At 59.8% G+C, this 14137-nt stretch carries 16 protein-coding genes and 3 tRNA genes; 7 read left to right on the plus strand and 12 right to left on the minus strand.

What is annotated here, in order from left to right:
- Window positions 1–1335 (minus strand): M4 family metallopeptidase (locus ACE3OH_RS11305; protein WP_374352264.1); only part of this gene is annotated, 1335 nt, incomplete at its 3' end.
- Window positions 1336–1650: 315 nt separating this feature from the next.
- Window positions 1651–2067 (minus strand): hypothetical protein, encoded by a 417-nt coding sequence (locus tag ACE3OH_RS11310; RefSeq protein ID WP_374352267.1) that lies wholly within the window; start codon window positions 2065–2067, stop codon window positions 1651–1653.
- 407 nt (window positions 2068–2474) lie between these two features.
- Between ACE3OH_RS11310 and ACE3OH_RS11315 the strand changes: the two genes are divergently transcribed.
- Window positions 2475–2675 (plus strand): DUF3460 family protein, encoded by a 201-nt coding sequence (locus tag ACE3OH_RS11315; RefSeq protein ID WP_374352270.1) that lies wholly within the window; start codon window positions 2475–2477, stop codon window positions 2673–2675.
- Window positions 2676–2807: 132 nt separating this feature from the next.
- Here the strand turns inward: ACE3OH_RS11315 and ACE3OH_RS11320 are convergent, their stop codons facing one another.
- The 6 genes from ACE3OH_RS11320 to cyaY form a co-directional block, all read right to left on the minus strand.
- Entirely contained in the window at window positions 2808–3107 is a 300-nt protein-coding gene (locus ACE3OH_RS11320; protein WP_374352273.1) for an HU family DNA-binding protein, read from the minus strand.
- A 162-nt stretch (window positions 3108–3269) separates the two neighbouring features.
- Complete coding sequence (locus ACE3OH_RS11325; protein WP_374352276.1) at window positions 3270–3971, minus strand: Type 1 glutamine amidotransferase-like domain-containing protein; 702 nt, start codon at window positions 3969–3971, stop codon at window positions 3270–3272.
- 3 nt (window positions 3972–3974) lie between these two features.
- Window positions 3975–4433 (minus strand): large conductance mechanosensitive channel protein MscL, encoded by a 459-nt coding sequence (gene mscL, locus ACE3OH_RS11330; protein WP_374352279.1) that lies wholly within the window; start codon window positions 4431–4433, stop codon window positions 3975–3977.
- A gap of 87 nt (window positions 4434–4520) precedes the next feature.
- Entirely contained in the window at window positions 4521–5642 is a 1122-nt protein-coding gene (locus ACE3OH_RS11335; RefSeq protein ID WP_374352282.1) for a porin, read from the minus strand.
- Window positions 5643–5898: 256 nt separating this feature from the next.
- On the minus strand, window positions 5899–6336 hold the full coding sequence (locus ACE3OH_RS11340) for a YqaA family protein (protein WP_374352285.1): 438 nt from the start codon (window positions 6334–6336) through the stop codon (window positions 5899–5901).
- Complete coding sequence (cyaY, locus tag ACE3OH_RS11345) at window positions 6333–6644, minus strand: iron donor protein CyaY (RefSeq protein ID WP_374352288.1); 312 nt, start codon at window positions 6642–6644, stop codon at window positions 6333–6335. Before cyaY ends, ACE3OH_RS11340 begins: the two co-directional genes overlap by 4 nt.
- 58 nt (window positions 6645–6702) lie before the next feature.
- Here cyaY and ACE3OH_RS11350 point away from each other — a divergent pair, with 58 nt between their 5' ends.
- Entirely contained in the window at window positions 6703–6816 is a 114-nt protein-coding gene (locus ACE3OH_RS11350; protein ID WP_374352291.1) for a lipoprotein, read from the plus strand.
- Window positions 6813–8066 (plus strand): diaminopimelate decarboxylase, encoded by a 1254-nt coding sequence (gene lysA / locus ACE3OH_RS11355; RefSeq protein ID WP_374352294.1) that lies wholly within the window; start codon window positions 6813–6815, stop codon window positions 8064–8066. The genes ACE3OH_RS11350 and lysA overlap by 4 nt, the downstream gene beginning before the upstream one ends.
- Before the next feature lie 279 nt (window positions 8067–8345).
- Here the strand turns inward: lysA and ACE3OH_RS11360 are convergent.
- The 3 genes from ACE3OH_RS11360 to ACE3OH_RS11370 all read right to left on the minus strand — a co-directional run bounded on the left by ACE3OH_RS11360 (window position 8346) and on the right by ACE3OH_RS11370 (window position 8753).
- Window positions 8346–8422, minus strand: a tRNA-Asp gene (locus ACE3OH_RS11360).
- Between the two features lie 65 nt (window positions 8423–8487).
- A tRNA-Val gene (locus tag ACE3OH_RS11365) sits at window positions 8488–8562 on the minus strand.
- Between the two features lie 114 nt (window positions 8563–8676).
- Window positions 8677–8753: transfer RNA gene (locus ACE3OH_RS11370), tRNA-Asp, on the minus strand.
- A 178-nt stretch (window positions 8754–8931) separates the two neighbouring features.
- On the opposite strand from ACE3OH_RS11370, the gene ACE3OH_RS11375 reads away from it, so the two are divergent.
- From ACE3OH_RS11375 to ACE3OH_RS11390, 4 genes are all read left to right on the plus strand, one after another.
- Window positions 8932–9798, plus strand: coding sequence for a type II secretion system protein N (locus tag ACE3OH_RS11375; RefSeq protein ID WP_374352299.1), 867 nt, complete (start codon window positions 8932–8934; stop codon window positions 9796–9798).
- Complete coding sequence (gene gspD / locus ACE3OH_RS11380; RefSeq protein WP_374352302.1) at window positions 9795–11873, plus strand: type II secretion system secretin GspD; 2079 nt, start codon at window positions 9795–9797, stop codon at window positions 11871–11873. The genes ACE3OH_RS11375 and gspD overlap by 4 nt, the downstream gene beginning before the upstream one ends.
- Complete coding sequence (gene gspE, locus ACE3OH_RS11385) at window positions 11870–13342, plus strand: type II secretion system ATPase GspE (protein ID WP_374352305.1); 1473 nt, start codon at window positions 11870–11872, stop codon at window positions 13340–13342. Before gspD ends, gspE begins: the two co-directional genes overlap by 4 nt.
- Before the next feature lie 86 nt (window positions 13343–13428).
- Window positions 13429–13815 (plus strand): hypothetical protein, encoded by a 387-nt coding sequence (locus tag ACE3OH_RS11390; RefSeq protein WP_374352308.1) that lies wholly within the window; start codon window positions 13429–13431, stop codon window positions 13813–13815.
- A gap of 30 nt (window positions 13816–13845) precedes the next feature.
- On the opposite strand, the gene ACE3OH_RS11395 is transcribed toward ACE3OH_RS11390, so the two are convergent.
- On the minus strand, window positions 13846–14137 hold a 292-nt coding region (locus ACE3OH_RS11395; RefSeq protein ID WP_374352311.1), incomplete at its 5' end, for a GNAT family N-acetyltransferase.

Genomic DNA, 14137 nt, shown 5'->3' on the forward strand with positions numbered 1-14137 from the left:
GGCGGTGGTGCCGAGCAGGGCGAAGGCCTTGTTGTAGACGCCGCTGGAGTGGTGAACATTGAGCGAATTGGTGAACTTGCTGGCGTGGCCAATGGAGCGGCCATCTTTTTCCGGATCCAGCATGTAACGCAGGGCCTTGTCGGCGCCGCCCTTGACGATTTCGCCACCGATCAGCCAGCTTGGCTTGCCGAACATGTATTGCTCGGCGGCCATCGCTGCCATATCGGAGAAGGCTTCGTTCATGCCGCCCGACATGCCGCGATAGATCAGGCCGGAATTCTGCTGGGTAAAGCCGTGGCTGACTTCATGCGCCATCACGCCCAGCGATACCAGCGGATACATGCTGCTGCCGCCATCGCCGAAGGTCATGCGTTGGCCGTCCCAGAAAGCATTCTGGTAGTTGTTGCCGTAGTGCACGCGCACGGTCAGCTTTTGTTCGATCGGACGGCTGTTGTACCAGTCCTTGTACATATTGAACACGACACCGCCGTAGAAGTGGCCGTCGTTTTCCGGCGAGTAAGCACCGTTGATGGCGCGTGCCTCATTGACCGGGGTGCCGGTGCTCGGGCAGTTTGCGATCTTGAACAGGGTGTTGACCGCAGCCGTGCCGTTGCCCATATCGATGGTGCTGACATTCTCGTTGTCGAACACGCAATCCTGGGTAATGTTCAGTGGCTTGTAATCCTTGCCATACATGTACTTGCCGAGCTTCTCGTTGCCGCCAGGGCCGTGTGCATCACGGTGTGCGAGGCCGTCCCAGCTCTGGATCACTGCGCCGGTGTTGGCATCGATCATGAAGGAAGGGCTGGTCGGGTTGTTGCCCGGGATATGCAGCGAGGCGATATACACCAGTTGCGCGCGGTTCTTTTCATCCAGGCGCACCACCAGTTCCGACTCTTCCAGCTCGGCGCTGGCAGTACGCAGGCCTTGCGAAGCGGCCAGGTTGCGTACCAGGCGGGCGATATCGGCCTTGCTCAGGCGCGGGGTGGCGCCAGCAGGCAGATCGGCAGCAATGCCATTGACCACGGTGCCATGGCTGAAGGTGACGGCGCTATCGCTCAGGCCGTTGCCGGCCTTGCCGACATAGCCAACCGGAGCTGCTTCGCCCCATACACGCACACCATTGAAGTACTGCTGGTACTTGATCTTGCGGCCGCCGTCGGCGGTAGTGGCTGTTGCAGTGGTAGCACGCAGATCCACATTTGCCAGCGCACCGTCGAGTTGCACGTTCTGGCTCAGGTCGGTACGGCTCGCGGCGTGGGCATTGAATGCACCTGCTACTGCGAGGGCCAGCAAGGCGGCGCGCGGCCAGCCGAGGTGTGTGTTGTATGTCATGGCTTTTCCTTCGGGGTTAATGACATTTGGATAATTGCGGAGCGAACTACACCACTATGCAAATGGCATGTCATTAGCCTAAACGGTTAAGCCAGCTTAAATATTTCCTTAATGCTTGCTCTTTGTTTGGTAAGGCATTGATTGTTAACAACAAAATGCAGTGTATTCGGGCGGTGCGCCTTGCATGGTTTATGGCCGAACCGGGGAATTTTCTGAGGCTGGCGCGATACACTGACGCGGCGCGAACATAAGTGCGACGTCGTGGTCATGTGTGCCAGAGATTGTCCAGGTGGCCGATGCCGCTGTTACAGCGCGCTAGACCTTGATATCGATGATATGGCGCGGCGCAGCTGCAACGGCGCCGCCGGTATTGCGCCTGCCATGGCGGTGCTGCTGGGACGCCGTCTCTACCATGTGCTGCAGATTCTGCATAAGTCTTGCTGCCCGTGCCGGATCTTGTACCTGCAAGGCAAGACCGAGTTGCTCAAATTGCTCGGTCAAGGGGGTGCTGATCTCGGTCGCTGCATCGGCGGGGCGCGGGGCGCGGCGCAGCAAGGTCTGGTAGCTGCGCTGAGCGCGCTCCAGATCACCTGCGGCAATGGCGCTGGCCATTTGTTGAAAGCCGCCCATCTCCTGTAGCTGGCACAGGCATTCGAGCTGCACTGCGGCGGCGCTGGGCCGGTATTGCAGTGTGCTGGATGCTGTAACGGCAGGAGTGGATGGCTCGGACATGGTAGGGTAGGTGTCAGTCTTATGGCGCCGCGCGCCGATTCAGGAGCAGCATTCTTTACTAAGGAAGCGCTGAACGAATCCACGTACTCACAAAAAGCGCGGTAGCGCTCCTGTCCTGTGGGTATCAGGCCGGTAAACCGGCCGCCCGTCAGACTCCCCGGTGGTGGCGGGGGCAGGGGCAGGGGGAGTGGATCCACGAGGAATCAACGACTTACCCATTCCCGGCTAGGTCCCGGCTTTCGCGGGGCCTGCTATTCAAGTTGAATACCCGATTGGTTTCGGGCTTTCCTAACTGATTGATTCAATATGAAAATCTAGGCGGGTGGCGGAGCGTCGTCAAGCCGGGCGCATCGCGGCCTTGGCCTTCTGCGGCTATAATCGCCACACGCTTAATGAGGAAATGCTCCATGCCGTTGTTCAAAGACACCCGTTATGTATCGGAAACCACCCAATTCCTGCGCGACTTCCTCGACAAGCATCCCGAGGTTGCGCAGGGTCAGCTCGAAGGGCGGGCCCTGTTGTGGGACAAGACGGTGGATCGTGATTTCCAGCGTGATGCTGAAGCGGCCAGGCTCAAGCAAAAGCCCTATGTGTACCAGACCGAATAGTACCGGCCAGAGTTGGTCCTGATTGAAAAGCCCCGTGTCAAACGGGGCTTTTCTTTGCCGCTCGCGCGCTCTGCATGTCGGTATCGCACAATAAAAAAGGCGCCAGTGGCGCCTTCTTCTTTGCAGGGGGGCTTAGCCGCCTACTGCATCCTTCAGAGCCTTTACGGCAGTGAACTTCGGCACGCGCTTGGCCGGAATCTGCAGCTCGGCGCCGGTCTTCGGGTTGCGACCGATCTTGGCGGGCTTGTCTTGCACCTTCAGCTTGCCAATGCCTGGCAGGGTCAATTCTTCGCCAGCCTTGAGCTGGGCGTGGATCACGCCGGTCATGGCCAGCAGGACGCGGGTTACATCGGCCTTGGTGATGGCCTGGCCGCCCTTGGCGTCTTGTGCGGCTTGTTCGGCGATAGCGTCGATAAGTTGGGCTTGGTTCATTGCAGGCTCCCTCGATTGTAGTGAATGTGGTGTTGGGTCTCGGACAGGCCAAAACCGCATGCCTGGCCGGGTTGACCCGGCCGCTGGTCGCGCAGTTTACACGGATTGAGCGGCCAGGAGGCTACGAAACCTTGTAAACATGGGGTTTGTGCGATTTTCGGCTCATCCCGGATAGTGCATTGTCATGGCTTTTTCGCAAACCAACCCTGGCTCACTACGGGTAATCCGCCATGCCTTGGCATCGGGCCGGGAACATACCGCCCGGTGCAGTTGCTCGTCGATAAAATGCAGCGCTGCACCATCGTCTGCCGCCCAGCTGTCAGGCATGGCACCGCTGCCCACCATGGCGTGCAGGCCGGGGCGGCGCGCCGTTTCGCCGTCGTAGTGCGGGCAGGCGCCGCCGGGCAGCCAGCCAAGGCCGGGCAGGGCGGTCAGCGGCCCGGGAATGGAATCGGTCAGGCCAACATCAAACCAGCAAATCATGCCGGCGCTGATGCCGCCGATGACTACGCCGGCCTCATAGGCTTCACGCAGGTGTTGATCCAGCTGCCACTCGCGCCACAGCGCCAGCATGGAGCGGGTATTGCCGCCACCGACAAAGATCGCATCTTGTTCCAGCACAAAGCTGCGCAAATCGGCGGTATGTGGCCGGAACAGGGAAAGCTGGCTGGCCTGGCACGGGTAGGCGGCGTGCGCCCGGAAGAATTTCAGCTGGTAGTCGGCCGCGTCGCCACTGGCGGTTGCGACAAAGCAGATCTTCGGGCGCTCTTTTGCCGTGGCAGCAAGAAAATAGCGATCAAGCAGCGGCGAGTTTTCCATGGAAAAGCCGCCACCACCCAGCACGATCAACTGGCGCGCCACCATGGCCTAGGGCGCAAGCTGCGAGGTGCAGCAAGGGCAGCGGCTGGCTTGTTGTGCGATCTGGCTATAGCAGTAGGGGCATGCCTTGGTCTGAACGGCTTCTGGCTCGGCGGGTGCCTCGGCGCGCTTGAGGCGATTGAGGGTGCGCACCAGCAAGAATACCGAGAAAGCAACAATCAAAAAGCTGATCAGCACATTGCAGAACAGGCCGACATTGAGGGTGACGGCGCCGGCGTCCTGTGCGGCCTTCAGCGTGTCATACGGCCCTGCGGCCTTTGCGCCGGCCTTCAGCACCACAAACAGATTGGCAAAGTCGACATTGCCAAGGATCAGGCCGATCGGCGGCATGATCACATCCTTGACCAGTGAATCGACGATCTTGCCGAATGCCCCGCCGATGATGACGCCAACGGCGAGATCGATCACATTGCCGCGTACGGCAAATTCCTTGAATTCCTTCAGCATCTGTTGTCTCCGTTTTGCATGGGCGCAGCTTAGAAACAAGAAAGGCAGCCGAAGCTGCCTTTCCGACACATTCTTTGTCCCGAAGGATTAGAACGAGTGCATCAGACCAACCGTGAAGGTGGTTGCATCCTTGAACGAGCTCTTGTAGTCGATATGACCGTACTCGACCACGGTGGCGGTACGCTTGGACAAGCCATAACGCCAGCCCAGGGCATAGCGGTCGAAATCGGAATCCTTGACGGTATTGCCATTGGATTTGACCTTGTCGCCATGGATCAGACCAACCTTGAACGTCGATGCGCCGACATCATAGGAGGTGTTGATCAGAACCAGGTTTTGCTTGTTGTTTACGCCCGAAGCATAGGTTGCACGGTTGTATTCGTAAGCAACGCCCACGTTCAGAGGGCCTGCGCCCCAGCCGCCACCGATCAGGAAGTTATCGGTCTTGTTGTCGTTGACTGCTTTCTGGTTGTTGTAAGCGCTGATCACCCAGAATGGTTCGAAGTTGTACTGTACCGAAGCGGCAAAGTTGCGGCCGGACTTGCCGGTCTTTGCATCCTTGTCTTCCTGGAACTTGGTGCCGAGACCGTAATCGAGGGCAATGGACAAGCCGTTGGCTTCGTAGGTGTACTTGATGTCATTGCTGAAGCGGTAGCTTGCAGCGCCGCCGAAGGCGTCAACCTTGTCGCCGGCAGGAACCATCACCAGTTCGCCCTTGGTGTTCTTGGCTGCGCCGAAGTTGTAGGCGATGTCACCGGCATTGATGTCCAGGGTGATGTTGCCGTCGAACAGGTCGAAGTTTTCGGTGGCGACCTGGTAGGCGCTCTTGCCGCGACCCAGACCGATGCTGCCGAAACCACCCTTCACGCCAACCCAGCCTTCACGGCTGGCGAAGGCGTTGCCGTTGCTGCTGCCTTGTACGCCGACATTGGCAACAGTTGCATCCGGGCCGATGCCTTGCTCAACCTTGAAGAAAGCCTTCAGGCCGCCACCGAGATCTTCCTCGCCCTTGATGCCGAAGCGCGAATTGGTGTTCAGGTCATCGACGCGGACTTGCGACACCGAGTTCGGGCCGTAGGTAAATACGTCCCAGTGATCGGCGGCGACAACACCAACGTTGACTTGACCATAAAGCACCACCTCATTGCCGGCAGCAAATGCGGCGGGAGCGATGGCAGCAATCGCCAGGGCGATCAGTTTCTTGTTCATTGCGTCTTCCTTCTCTAGGTTTGGAAAAACGGTGCTGGAAAGCATGTCCACAAAGCGTTTGCGCGGTATAGCGCCCGCCTATTACAGCCGCATGATAGGCGGGGCACGGTAAGCGGGGCAACGCGTGCCATGGTTGCCTTGGCGCGGGAAAGTCTGGATGCGAAGCGCTGAATCCGGCTTATGTTGCTGATTAAAAAGGATAAAGTTCTTGTTTCTGCTTGGGTGGAACGGTTGCGGCAATGCAACACGGAAGTGGTCAGCCGATCAGCCAAGGCAGCGCGATCAGGCCGTAGCGCAGCGCTTTTCCGCAGAAAATGGCCGCCAGAGCCGCTGCGCGCGGCAGCCTCAGCCAGCCGGCCGCCAGGCATAGTGCGTCACCCAGTATCGGTAGCCAGGAGAGCAGCAAGGCGGCAACACCCCAGCGCTGCACCATGGCCAAGGCTCGCGATGGTGTCTGACCTGCATTGCGGGGTATGCGCCGGCCCAGCCAGAAGGTGCTGTAGCCGCCCAGGGTATTGCCGAGGCTGGCCCACAGCAAGGCTTGCCATACGGTGGACGGTTGCAGGTGGAGCCAGGCAGCGAGCGCCAGTTCGGAATTGCCGGGAAGCAAGGTGGCAGACAGGAATGCCGACACGAATAGCCCGGCCATTCCCCAGCTGGCTGGAATGGCGCTCAGTGCATATAGCCAGCTCAAAAGCCGGGTGCCTGTCCGGCGTGAGCCTTGATCAGTTCGCCAAGCTGGGCGAACAGATCGCCTTCATCGCGGGTATTGCACCAGGCGCCATTGCGCAGTCGGTAGTGAAAGCCGCCCGAGCGCGCCGCTACCCAGATTTCGGCATTGGGCAGGTGACGGTTGATGATGAGTTTGGCGCCGTCATCGAACTCGATTTCCATGACATTGCCGTTGCGATCGATATCCAGATCCAGCTCGGCGGCATCCAGCGCGGCTTCAATCCGATCAAACAGGGCATCGCTGATATTTAGAAATTCGCTTTCATTCATTGGCCGGGGTCGCTGTGGTTGTTAGTATCGCCATTTTACTCTGTCCGGCCCCTCTGCCATGCGCCTCCTTGTTGTTTGCCTGATAGCCTGCCTGCTGACCGCTGCCTGCGGTTACAAGGGTGCCCTGTATCTGCCGGCCACCAAGCCGGCCCCGGAAGGTACAAAGCCATGAAGCTCGATCGCAGCCCGGATGGCGAGCTTTGTGTTGACGGCGTGGCGTTGACCGATATTGCCGCCCGCTTTGGCACGCCCTGCTATGTGTATTCCGAATCGGCGCTGATGGCGACCTATCGTGCCTACAGCGACGCGTTTGCCAGTGCGTCTCCATTGATCTGCTATGCGATGAAGGCCAACTCCAATCTGTCGGTGTTGAGCACGCTGGCAAAGCTCGGGGCTGGTTGCGACATCGTGTCGGCCGGTGAGCTGGCGCGTGCCGTAGCGGCGGGCGTGCCGGCCGAGCGCATTGTGTTTTCCGGGGTTGGCAAGACGGCTGATGAAATGCAGGCGGCGCTTTCCTTGGGTATTCACTGCTTCAATGTGGAGTCTGAGGCCGAGCTGGAGCGCCTGAGTCGTGTCGCCGACGCCTTGGGCAAGACGGCGCCGGTCAGCTTGCGCGTCAATCCGGATGTGGATGCCAAGACGCATCCGTATATCTCCACCGGTTTGAAAGACAATAAATTCGGCATTGCCTTTGCCGACGCGCAGCGCGTGTATCGGCGCGCTGCCGCCTTGCCTGGCTTGCGGGTGGTGGGTATCGACTGCCATATCGGCTCGCAGCTGACCGAATTGCGCCCGTTTATCGATGCGCTGGATCGTTTGTTGTTGCTGATTGATGCGCTGGCAGAGGAGGGTATCGCGCTCGAGCATATCGATATGGGTGGTGGCTTGGGCATACGTTATAGCGACGAGGTGTTGCCGGAGGTCGCCGCCTATGCCGAGGCGATCCTTGGCCGGCTGGCGCAGCGCCAGCTCAAGCTGGTGCTGGAGCCGGGCCGCTCGCTGGTCGGCAATGCCGGTTTGCTGCTGACTCGGGTTGAATACCTCAAGCCAGGCGAAACCAAGCATTTCGCCATTGTCGATGCGGCGATGAATGATCTGATGCGTCCGGCACTCTACGGCGCCCATCACGATATAGTGGCTGTGACCGAACGCCTCGATCAGCCTGCGCAGACTTACGATATCGTCGGCCCGGTGTGCGAAAGCAGCGATTTTCTTGGCAAGGAACGCCATCTGGCCTTGCAGGAGGGGGATTTGCTGGCGATCAGGTCGGCGGGCGCTTATGGCATGACCATGAGTTCCAATTACAACACCCGCCCCAGGGCGGCTGAAGTGATGATCAGCGCCGGCGAAGCGCGATTGATACGTCGCCGCGAAACACTCGATGAACTATTGGAGAACGAGCGCAGCCTGCTGGTGGATTGAGCTGGTGTGGTCAAACGAGGCCAGATGCCTGATGGTATCTGGCTGAAAATAATGTATTGATTTTCCAGTGAAAATCAATACAGAAGGCCTTGCGGCGTTCGAGTATTGCTGCTTACTGGATAGAGCGTGTTTTGAGTCAGCTGCAAGCAATTCAATATCGATTGCCAGTCGCGCGGGGTTGCAAGGAATTGACTGTATCGTGCCGGTTTGAAGGTAATAAAAACCGGAAGCATGAAAAACAAATAGCCCAATCCGTAGATTGAGCTATTTGCAATATGTTGGCGACGCGGACGGGACTCGAACCCGTGACCCCCGGCGTGACAGGCCGGTATTCTAACCAACTGAACTACCGCGCCAACTTGCTGCTAAACATCAGGCGAGCACTATAACAAATCGCCGATGATTTTAAAACTATTATTTCTGGTGGGCGATACTGGGATCGAACCAGTGACCCCTGCCGTGTGAAGGCAGTGCTCTACCCCTGAGCTAACCGCCCGAAATCCAGTTTGATTCCGGTTGCGCATTTTATTGCGCTTGCCAAAACAGCACATTCGCCATTTTCGACTGATTTGCTGCCATTTAAAACACTGACAACAAACTTGAAAACTTTTGGCGACGCGGACGGGACTCGAACCCGTGACCCCCGGCGTGACAGGCCGGTATTCTAACCAACTGAACTACCGCGCCGCTTTGGTTTCGCTATCGATCAATGCTCGGTAGCGAGGGGGCGGATTAAAACATGGCTGTTGCGGGCTGTCAACGATCTTGTGCAAATCTTTTTGTGCGATGGCGGGGGGCGGGCCATGCTGATATAAATGCGCCCTGTTGCCCGGTGGCTTTCACTGCGGCGTTCACGAATTCATCCATGATCGTATCCCTGCCTCGCTCCATCTGGTTTTACCGCTGCCTTAATGGCGTGCTGATCTTGCTGCTCGCCTGGTTGCTGGCGGGGCTGATATGGCAGCTAATTGCGCCGGCGGCCAAACCGCCCCTGGCGGCGCCGCAAGCGCTACGCAGCAGCGCGCCGCTATTGGATATGTCGCCATTGAATCGCCTATTCAGTGATAACAGCGCCGGTGTGGCTGCACCATCCAGCCTTTCTTATAAATTGCGCGGGGTGATTGCGGCGCAGGGCGAGGCGCCGGCTGCCGCCATGTTCGAAGTGACGGGCCGCCCGGCCCTGGTCGCCAAGACGGGGGACGAGCTGGAGGGCGGTGTGCGCCTGGTGGAAGTGGCCAGCGACCATGCCCTGGTGGATAACCACGGCCGGCGCGAACGTATCGAGCTCGATAGCAAGCCGGCCGCTAACGGGATCGTGCCGGCAACGGCTGCGGTGCCTGTCGATAACAAGCTGATCACTCCGGTCAACTCTGCCACGCAGCTGACGCCACCCGTGCCGGTGGAGCCTGCTGCAGACGAGCGCCGCATTGCGCGTGCCGCCTTGGTGGGCGGGCTGGGGCAGTCCGGCGCCAATCACTGGGCCAAGGGCTTGGCTGATGGCAGCGGCGGCATTGCCCTGGTGGATGCGGCCGCCCAGCCGGTCGCCGGTGTGCTTGGCCTGCAAAATGGTGATGTGCTGACTGCCATCAATAACAGCCCGCTACAGCAAAAAGGCGATGTCGCCCTGCTGTATGCCACTTTCAGCCGTGCATCCAAGGTCAAGCTCGACATTGTGCGCAATGGCGCCCCTCTTACTCTGCTCTACCGCATCGAAAACCAGGCAAAGCCATGAAAAAGTTAACCACCCTTGCTCTCGCTCTCTTGTTCGCCGGACAGGTGATGGCGGCCGATGACAAGGTGATGCTCAATTTCGTCAACGCCGATATCGAATCCACTGTGAAGGCGGTTGGGCTGATTACCGGCAAGAATTTCATTCTCGACCCGCGCGTCAAGGGTACCGTCAATGTGATTTCATCGAGCGCGGTACCGCGCAAAGATGTATTCCCGATCCTGTTGTCGGCGCTGCGCTTGCAGGGCTTCTCGGTGGTGGAAACCGGCAGCCTGGTCAAGATCGTGCCGGAGGCCGATGCCAAGCAGAACAATGGCGCCACTGTCAGTCGCAAGATGAATAACACGGGTGGCGATCGCATCGTTACCCAGGTTTACCCACTGCGAAATGAATCAGCTGCGCAGATGGTGCCTATCCTGCGTCCCTTGGTCACGCCGAACAACTCGATTGCTGCCTACCCGAACTCGAATATGCTGGTCATTACCGACTATGCCGAGAATGTGAAGCGGCTCGATGACATCATCGAAAGCATCGACCAGCCAACCAGCGCCGAGCTGGTAACCCTGCCGCTGCGCTATGCCGCAGCCAATGAAGTGGCGCAGACCATAGCCAAGCTGATGCCGGAAGTGTCGGTACCAGCGGGTGGCGTGGCCGGTCCGTCGCCTGACGGTATCCGCAAGACGGTGGTACTGGCCGATGTGCGCGCCAATATGCTCTTGATCCGTGGCGATAATCCGGCCCACCTGGCGCAGATCCGCAAGATTGCCGAGAGCATCGACAAGCAGGGGGCGGCCGGCGGCAATATCCATGTGATCTATCTGAAAAATGCCGATGCACCCAAGCTCGCGGCCACGTTGAAAGCCATCCTCACTGGTGGCGATGTGCCGCAGACGCAAAGTGCCGCCTTTACCAGCGTGGCCTCGAGCGGTGGCAATGCTGCGGCCGGTGCACCGAATGCTGCAACGGCGCCAACGCCCGCGCCGGTGTATAGCTCGGGCGGCGGTGCTGGTCAGGCCATGGCCGGCGTGGCGATTCAAGCCGACCCGACCACCAATGCGCTGATCGTCACCGCGCCGGACAATATCTACAACAATATCCTGGCGGTGATCGAGAAGCTCGATGCACGCCGCGCCCAGGTATATGTGGAAGCGATGATTGCCGAGGTCAAGGTCGACAAATCCGGCGCTTTTGGCGTGCAGTGGCTGGTTGGCGGCGGCAATAACAAGGTGAATGCGGTCGGCCTGAGCAATATCGGCACGGACGGCAGTAGCCTGGCTTCCATCGGGGCCGCCGCATTGGCCAAGAACCCTGGCGCCTTGGCGCCTGGCTTCATGCTGGGTGTGGTGAATGGCAGCCTGACCGACAAGAACAACAAGGCCAATCTCGGGGTGATTGCCAGCGCGCTGGAAGCCAATGGCGATGGCAATATCCTGTCCATGCCCAATCTGCTGACGCTGGATAACGAAGAGGCCAGCATCCTGGTCGGGCAGAATATCCCCATTGTTACCGGTACGCAGTCGTCGACTGGTGCCAACCAGAATCCGTTCACCACGGTCGATCGCAAGGATATCGGTATCAAGCTGAAGATCCGCCCGCAAATCTCCGAGGGCGGCGCCATCACCATGCAGGTGTCGCAGGAGGTGTCGAGTATCGATGTCAATGTGAATACCCAGGGCACCGGCATTGCCACCGCCAAGCGCTCGATCGATTCCAAGGTGCTGGTCGACGATGGCCAGATCATCGTATTGGGCGGCCTGATCGAAGACAAACTGACCCAGAGTGATAACCGCGTGCCCTTGCTCGGCGATATCCCGGTGCTGGGCAATCTGTTCCGCTTTCAGCAGCGCTCGAGCAAGCGCACCAATCTGATGGTATTCCTGCGCCCGGTGGTGTTGCGCGACGGCAAGAGCGCCCAGTCGCTGAGTAACGAGCGCTACCAGATGCTGCAAGGCGTGCAGGGCGGCTACCATGCCGACAAGCATGTGATGTTGCCCAATCTGCCGGAAGTGAGCCTGCCGACGCTGGATGTGCGCCAGGGGGCGGCGGTTAGCACCAACACGCCGGCCAAGCAGCCATGAGTTATCAGCGCCTGGCCAATTATGGCTTTGCCCGCCATGGTGGCGTGGTGGATCTGGCTGAACGCGACGGCGCGGTGGACGTCTTGCTGCGCGAAGGCGCGGGCCTTAGTGCCTTGATGGAGCTGCGCCGCATGCTGGCGCGGCCGGTACGGGTGGAAACAGTCAGCGCCGAGCTGTTCGATGCCCGCATCGCCCAGCTGTTTTCGCGTCAGGATAGCCAGGCTGCCGATGTGGCCGAAGATGTGGCGGCCGATCTCGATCTGGGCCGGCTGGCGCAGGAATTGCCGGCCATCGAAGACCTGATGGAATCGGAAGACGACGCGCCGATCATCCGCCTGATCAATGCCGTGCTGACCGAGGCCTTGCGCGAAGGCGCATCCGATATCCATATCGAGCCATTCGAGACCCGCTCGGTGGTGCGTTTTCGCATCGACGGCAAGCTGCGTGATGTGGTCGAACCGAAGCGTGCGCTGCATGCCGCCATCGTGTCGCGTATCAAGGTGATGGCCAATCTGGATATTTCCGAAAAACGCCTGCCGCAAGATGGCCGCATCACCCTGCGTATTGCCGGGCGCCCGGTGGATGTGCGGGTGTCGACCCTGCCCACCGGCCATGGCGAGCGGGCGGTGCTGCGTCTCCTGGATAAATCGGCCGGCCGGTTGAATCTGGAAAAGCTTGGCATGGAAGGCGCGACCCTCGCCGCCATGCAGCAGCTGATCGCTCAGCCGCACGGCATCGTGCTGGTGACCGGCCCGACCGGCTCGGGCAAGACCACCACCCTGTATGCGGCACTGGCGGCCATGGATGCCGCCACCACCAATATCATGACGGTGGAAGACCCGATCGAGTACGACCTCGACGGTGTCGGCCAGACCCAGGTCAATACCCGCATCGACATGACGTTTTCGCGAGCCTTGCGCGCCATCCTGCGCCAGGACCCGGATGTGATCATGATCGGTGAAATCCGCGATCTGGAAACCGCGCAGATCGCGGTGCAGTCGTCGCTGACCGGTCACCTGGTTCTGGCGACGGTACACACCAATGACGCACCCGGCACGGTTACCCGGCTGGTGGATATGGGCATCGAGCCCTTCCTGCTGGCATCCTCAGTAATCGGGGTGCTGGCGCAGCGCTTGTACCGGCGCTTATGCCCGCAGTGCAAACAGGCCTACGAGCCCGATGCGGCGGAAATGGCTGCGCTGGGGCTTAACCGGCCGCAAACCCTGTACCGGCCGGTGGGCTGCTCGGCTTGCAATCATCTTGGCTACAAGGGGCGCGCCGGTATCTATGAGCTGCTGGTGGTGGACGATGCGATCCGCGCCCTGATCCATGAAGGCGCCAGCGAGGCGGATATCCGCGAACATGCCAGCCGGATCGGCATGCACAGCCTGCGCAGCGACGGCATCGCCCAGGTACTGGCCGGGCGCACTACACTGGAAGAAGTGTTGCGGGTAACACGCGAAGGCTGAGCGACAGGTAATGGCAGCAGCCATCCGGCGTCGATGCCGCAGCGTGTGTTGATCAAAGCATTGCGGCGCCCAAGGAGTGAGCGGTCATGTTCGGCATCGGCAAGAAGAAAGATCCCTACAGCACGGTAACCTGCCGGGCCAACAAGCTCGAAGGCGGCGCGGTGTTGGCCCTGGGGGTGGCGGAGCTGGATCTGCCTGGTATCTGCAAACTGGCCGACAGCTCGGAGGTGTGCAGCAAGATCAGCTTCGGTCGCATCTACCAAAAGCCTGGCAGCCTGCTGGCCGAACACAAGCCCGATGAGCAGGGCTATAACGCCCGCTACGACAAGATCACCAAGTCCATCGCCGTGAACCTGCGACAAGGCCTGATGCGGCAGACGCTGATTTTTGTCACCCGTGAGCCGGTACAGCTGGCCGGTGAATTATCGCTGACCCTGGAGCAGGAAGCCCCGCCAGAGCCGACGGTAAGCTGACGCGGGCATGATTCCTGCCCCCCGGCACATCTAGCGCGGCAGACGACCTGAGCCGCCCTCAACCAGATTCGCGGTGAAGTCGCGCGCCTGCCAGTTCTCGCGAACAAGCGAGGTCAGGATATGGTCACGCCACAGGCCATCGATCAGCAGGTAATCGCGGGCATAACCCTCGCGCTCGAACCCGAGCTTGGCCAGCAGGCGGCCGCTGCGGTGGTTGTCGGGCAGGTAGTTGGCGCTGACCCGGTGCAGGTTGAAATGCTCGAAACTCCAGTCCAGCAAAAGCCCTAGTGCAATCTGCATCAGGCCGCGTCCCCACAGGTCC

The organism is Chitinimonas sp. (assembly GCF_041904975.1).
GTDB lineage: Bacteria > Pseudomonadota > Gammaproteobacteria > Burkholderiales > Chitinimonadaceae > Chitinimonas.

Excerpts from the sequence above, each read along its gene's own strand:
- ACE3OH_RS11390 (WP_374352308.1), top strand. The coding sequence starts at position 13,429 with ATGTTCGGCATCGGCAAGAAGAAAGATCCCTACAGCACGGTAACCTGC.
- gspE (WP_374352305.1), top strand. The coding sequence starts at position 11,870 with ATGAGTTATCAGCGCCTGGCCAATTATGGCTTTGCCCGCCATGGTGGC.
- ACE3OH_RS11325 (WP_374352276.1), bottom strand. The coding sequence starts at position 3,971 with ATGGTGGCGCGCCAGTTGATCGTGCTGGGTGGTGGCGGCTTTTCCATG.
- ACE3OH_RS11320 (WP_374352273.1), bottom strand. The coding sequence starts at position 3,107 with ATGAACCAAGCCCAACTTATCGACGCTATCGCCGAACAAGCCGCACAA.
- gspD (WP_374352302.1), top strand. The coding sequence starts at position 9,795 with ATGAAAAAGTTAACCACCCTTGCTCTCGCTCTCTTGTTCGCCGGACAG.
- lysA (WP_374352294.1), top strand. The coding sequence starts at position 6,813 with ATGAAGCTCGATCGCAGCCCGGATGGCGAGCTTTGTGTTGACGGCGTG.
- ACE3OH_RS11335 (WP_374352282.1), bottom strand. The coding sequence starts at position 5,642 with ATGAACAAGAAACTGATCGCCCTGGCGATTGCTGCCATCGCTCCCGCC.
- mscL (WP_374352279.1), bottom strand. The coding sequence starts at position 4,433 with ATGCTGAAGGAATTCAAGGAATTTGCCGTACGCGGCAATGTGATCGAT.
- ACE3OH_RS11350 (WP_374352291.1), top strand. The coding sequence starts at position 6,703 with ATGCGCCTCCTTGTTGTTTGCCTGATAGCCTGCCTGCTGACCGCTGCC.
- ACE3OH_RS11315 (WP_374352270.1), top strand. The coding sequence starts at position 2,475 with ATGCCGTTGTTCAAAGACACCCGTTATGTATCGGAAACCACCCAATTC.
- cyaY (WP_374352288.1), bottom strand. The coding sequence starts at position 6,644 with ATGAATGAAAGCGAATTTCTAAATATCAGCGATGCCCTGTTTGATCGG.
- ACE3OH_RS11375 (WP_374352299.1), top strand. The coding sequence starts at position 8,932 with ATGATCGTATCCCTGCCTCGCTCCATCTGGTTTTACCGCTGCCTTAAT.
- ACE3OH_RS11310 (WP_374352267.1), bottom strand. The coding sequence starts at position 2,067 with ATGTCCGAGCCATCCACTCCTGCCGTTACAGCATCCAGCACACTGCAA.